The organism is Pseudomonas sp. 50_B (genome assembly GCF_017491625.1).
In the GTDB taxonomy this organism is placed as follows: domain Bacteria; phylum Pseudomonadota; class Gammaproteobacteria; order Pseudomonadales; family Pseudomonadaceae; genus Aquipseudomonas; species Aquipseudomonas danubii.
Map to the genome: position 1 here is coordinate 1 of NZ_JAFGYX010000146.1, position 457 is coordinate 457.

The 457-nt window shown below is 59.5% G+C and carries 1 pseudogene; it reads left to right on the forward strand.

Annotated features, from left to right (window positions below):
• Positions 1–30: 30 nt before the first annotated feature.
• A pseudogene (locus J5M73_RS31335) lies at positions 31–457 on the forward strand (capsule biosynthesis protein CapA); the annotation flags it as partial.

Below are 457 nucleotides of genomic sequence, written 5' to 3' on the forward strand. Positions count from 1 at the left end.
GCCTTCATAACTCAATCAGATAAGAATCGTATGTCCCGCTTCTTCCTTGCCCTGCAAGGCACGGCCTCTCCTTTTTTTGGTCGACTCGCTGCCGGTCTCGGCCAGCGGGGCCACCAGGTTCGGCGTGTGAATTTTTGCGGCGGAGATCTCGCGTATCAAGGTTCGGAAAGCGCTTGGAACTATCGCGACGAACCCGAAGGCCTGGTTGCGTGGTATCGCGATGCCATTGCGACCAATGGAGTGACGGATGTGCTTCTGTTTGGCGACTGCCGTGCGATCCACCGGCCGATGCATGAGATCGCTCGCGCATCGGGGGTGCGTGTTCACGTATTCGAAGAGGGGTATGTTCGACCGCACTGGATCACAATGGAAAGGCACGGCGTCAACGGCCGATCGTTGCTGCCGCGCGACCCGGCTTACTGTCTCGACGCACGCCGGCATATCCCGCCAGCGGTAC